Here is a 4247-nt window from a genome sequence, read left to right as displayed (position 1 = left end):
GTGAAAGAGCGCTTGTCTTTAGGTGACCTGGAAGCGGTTACACCACAAGATTTAATTAATGCGAAACCGATTTCTGCTGCAGTGAAAGAATTCTTTGGTTCATCTCAATTATCCCAATTTATGGACCAAAACAACCCGTTATCAGAAGTCACACATAAACGTCGTATTTCTGCATTGGGCCCGGGCGGTTTAACCCGTGAGCGTGCCGGCTTTGAAGTGCGTGACGTCCATGCGACTCACTATGGTCGCGTGTGTCCGATTGAAACCCCTGAAGGTCCGAACATCGGTTTGATTAACTCGCTTTCCGTTTATGCACGTACCAACGACTACGGTTTCTTAGAAACACCATATCGTAAAGTCGTCAATGGCCAAGTGACTGAAGAAATCGAATACCTTTCTGCGATTGAAGAAGGTAAATACGTTATCGCACAGGCGAACTCAAATCTTGATGACGAGTTCCGCTTTACCGATGCGTTTGTTACCTGTCGTGGTGAACATGGTGAATCAGGTCTTTATAAACCTGAAGAAATTCACTATATGGACGTTTCTACCCAACAAGTGGTTTCTGTGGCGGCAGCTTTGATTCCATTCTTAGAGCATGACGATGCGAACCGTGCCTTAATGGGTGCGAACATGCAACGTCAAGCAGTGCCAACCTTGCGTGCAGACAAACCGTTAGTTGGTACCGGTATTGAGAAAGCAGTAGCGCTTGACTCCGGTGTTGCGGTTGTTGCAAAACGCGGTGGTACGATTCAATACGTGGACGCTTCCCGTATTGTGGTGAAAGTCAATGAAGACGAAACCGTTGCGGGCGAAGCCGGTATTGATATTTATAACTTAATCAAATATACCCGTTCTAACCAAAATACCTGTATCAATCAAATTCCTTGTGTGGAATTAGGTGAGCCAGTTGAGCGTGGTGAAATCTTGGCAGACGGGCCATCTACAGACTTAGGTGAATTGGCGCTTGGTCAAAATATTCGCGTAGCGTTCATGCCATGGAACGGTTACAACTTCGAAGACTCTATGTTAGTTTCCGAACGTGTGGTACAACAAGATCGTTTCACCACCATTCACATTCAAGAGCTTTCTTGCGTGGCACGAGATACCAAATTAGGTGCAGAAGAAATTACTGCAGATATTCCTAACGTTGGTGAAGCTGCATTAAGCAAATTGGATGAATCCGGTATCGTGTATATCGGTGCAGAAGTGAAGGGCGGCGATATTCTGGTGGGTAAAGTGACACCAAAAGGTGAAACCCAATTAACCCCGGAAGAAAAATTATTACGTGCGATCTTCGGTGAAAAAGCGTCTGATGTGAAAGACTCTTCTTTACGCGTACCAAACAGCGTTTCCGGTACCGTTATTGACGTACAAGTGTTTACCCGTGATGGTGTAGAAAAAGACAAACGTGCGTTAGAAATCGAAGAAATGCAATTAAAACAAGCGAAAAAAGACTTGAGCGAAGAGTTTGAGATCTTGGAAGCCGGCTTGTTTATGCGTGTCCGCAACCTATTGTTATCCGGTGGTTTCGATGCGAAATCCTTAGATAAATTAGACCGCACTAAATGGTTGGAACAAACCTTAGATAATGAGGAAAAACAACACCAATTAGAGCAGTTAGCGGAGCAACACGAAGAATTACGCAAAGAATTTGAACGTAAATTAGAAGTTCAACGCAACAAGATTATCCAAGGCGACGATTTGGCACCGGGCGTGTTGAAAGTCGTTAAAGTGTACTTGGCGGTGAAACGTCAAATTCAACCGGGTGATAAAATGGCGGGTCGTCACGGTAACAAAGGGGTTATCTCAAAAATTAACCCTGTGGAAGACATGCCATACGATGAAAACGGCCAACCTGTTGAAATCGTATTGAACCCGTTGGGCGTTCCGTCCCGTATGAATATCGGTCAAATCTTAGAAACTCACTTAGGTTTGGCGGCAAAAGGTATCGGTGATCAAATTAACGCGATGATTAAACAACAACAATCTATCGCGAAATTGCGTGAATACATGCAGAAAGCCTATGACCTTGGTGGCGGTTCACAAAAAGTGGATCTCAGCACCTTTACTGACGAAGAAGTGATGCGTTTAGCACAAAACTTGCGTAAAGGTTTGCCGATTGCGACACCGGTATTTGACGGTGCCCATGAAAAAGAAATTAAAGGCTTATTAGAGCTTGGTGGTTTACCGACTTCCGGTCAAATTACCCTTTATGATGGTCGTACAGGTGAGAAATTCGAGCGTCCGGTAACAGTAGGTTACATGTATATGCTCAAATTGAACCACTTGGTTGATGATAAAATGCACGCGCGTTCAACCGGTTCTTATAGTCTTGTTACTCAACAACCGTTGGGTGGTAAGGCGCAATTCGGTGGTCAACGTTTCGGTGAGATGGAGGTATGGGCACTTGAAGCTTATGGTGCGGCTTATACCTTACAAGAAATGTTAACTGTGAAATCCGATGACGTGAACGGTCGTACGAAGATGTATAAAAACATCGTCAGCGGCAACCAACAAATGGATCCGGGCACACCGGAATCTTTCAACGTAATTATGAAAGAAATCCGTTCACTTGGTATCAACATCGACTTGGACGAAGAATAAGTCAGGGTATTGACCCCTATTGAGCCCAAGTGCGGTCGATTTTAAAAACGTTTTGAAAAACGACCGCACTTGAATAAGTTTAACTCCGACAGGAGCAAATCTGTGAAAGACTTAGTTAAGTTTTTAAAAGCACAATCAAAAACCGCTGAAGATTTTGATGTGATTAAAATCGGTTTAGCCTCACCTGACATGATCCGTTCTTGGTCATACGGTGAAGTTAAAAAACCTGAAACAATCAACTATCGTACCTTTAAACCGGAGCGTGACGGTCTTTTCTGTGCCCGTATCTTCGGACCGGTAAAAGATTACGAATGTTTGTGCGGTAAGTACAAACGCTTAAAACACCGCGGTGTGATTTGTGAAAAATGTGGCGTAGAAGTCACTCAAACTAAAGTTCGTCGTGAACGTATGGGGCACATTGAATTAGCCTCACCTGTAGCACACATTTGGTTCTTAAAATCCCTGCCGTCCCGTATCGGTTTATTGTTAGATATGCCGTTGCGTGATATTGAACGCGTGCTTTATTTTGAATCTTACATTGTGATCGAACCGGGTATGACCGATCTTGAGCGCGGTCAGTTGTTAACCGAAGAACAATATCTTGACGCGGAAGACCGTTGGCAAGATGAGTTCGATGCCAAAATGGGTGCGGAAGCCATTCAAGCCTTATTGCGCGGTATCGATTTGGAAGCGGAATGCGAAAATTTACGTGAAGAATTACAAGAAACCAATTCCGAAACCAAACGTAAGAAAATCACTAAACGCTTAAAATTATTGGAAGCCTTCTTACAATCCGGCAATAAACCGGAATGGATGGTGATGACCGTATTACCGGTGCTTCCACCGGATTTACGTCCGTTAGTGCCGTTAGATGGCGGTCGTTTTGCGACTTCTGACTTGAATGATTTATATCGTCGTGTCATCAACCGTAACAACCGTTTAAAACGTTTATTGGATTTAATCGCACCGGATATTATCGTGCGTAACGAAAAACGGATGTTACAAGAATCTGTTGATGCGTTGTTAGATAACGGTCGCCGCGGTCGTGCTATTACCGGTTCTAACCGTCGTCCGTTAAAATCATTAGCAGATATGATTAAAGGTAAACAAGGTCGTTTCCGTCAAAACTTGTTGGGTAAACGTGTTGACTACTCCGGTCGTTCCGTAATCACCGTAGGTCCATACTTGCACTTACATCAATGCGGTTTACCGAAGAAAATGGCGTTGGAATTATTCCGTCCGTTTATCTATGCAAAATTAGAAAGCCGTGGTTATGCAACCACGATTAAAGCTGCGAAGAAAATGGTGGAGCGTGAAGATGCGATTGTTTGGGATATCTTGGCTGAAGTCATTCGCGAACATCCGATTCTGTTGAACCGTGCGCCAACATTGCACCGTTTGGGTATTCAAGCGTTTGAACCGATCTTAATTGAAGGTAAAGCGATTCAATTACACCCACTTGTTTGTGCGGCGTTCAACGCGGACTTCGACGGTGACCAAATGGCGGTACACGTACCGTTAACGTTGGAAGCGCAGTTAGAAGCGCGTGCGTTAATGATGTCCACCAACAACATTCTTTCTCCGGCAAACGGTGATCCGATTATCGTTCCATCACAAGACGTGGTGTTGGGTCTTTACTA

Annotated in this window: 1 protein-coding gene and 1 pseudogene; both read left to right on the top strand. The window is 44.2% G+C overall.

The features are described from left to right. A partial coding sequence (rpoB, locus tag Q0203_RS03640) for a DNA-directed RNA polymerase subunit beta (RefSeq protein WP_297929625.1) occupies window positions 1–2607 on the top strand: 2607 nt, incomplete at its 5' end. A 102-nt stretch (window positions 2608–2709) separates the two neighbouring features. After that, window positions 2710–4247, top strand: a pseudogene (locus tag Q0203_RS03635) (DNA-directed RNA polymerase subunit beta'); the annotation flags it as partial.

The sequence above is a fragment of the uncultured Aggregatibacter sp. genome (genome assembly GCF_938046485.1).
Lineage (GTDB): Bacteria > Pseudomonadota > Gammaproteobacteria > Enterobacterales > Pasteurellaceae > Aggregatibacter.
This window is presented reverse-complemented; position numbering and strand designations above follow the sequence as displayed.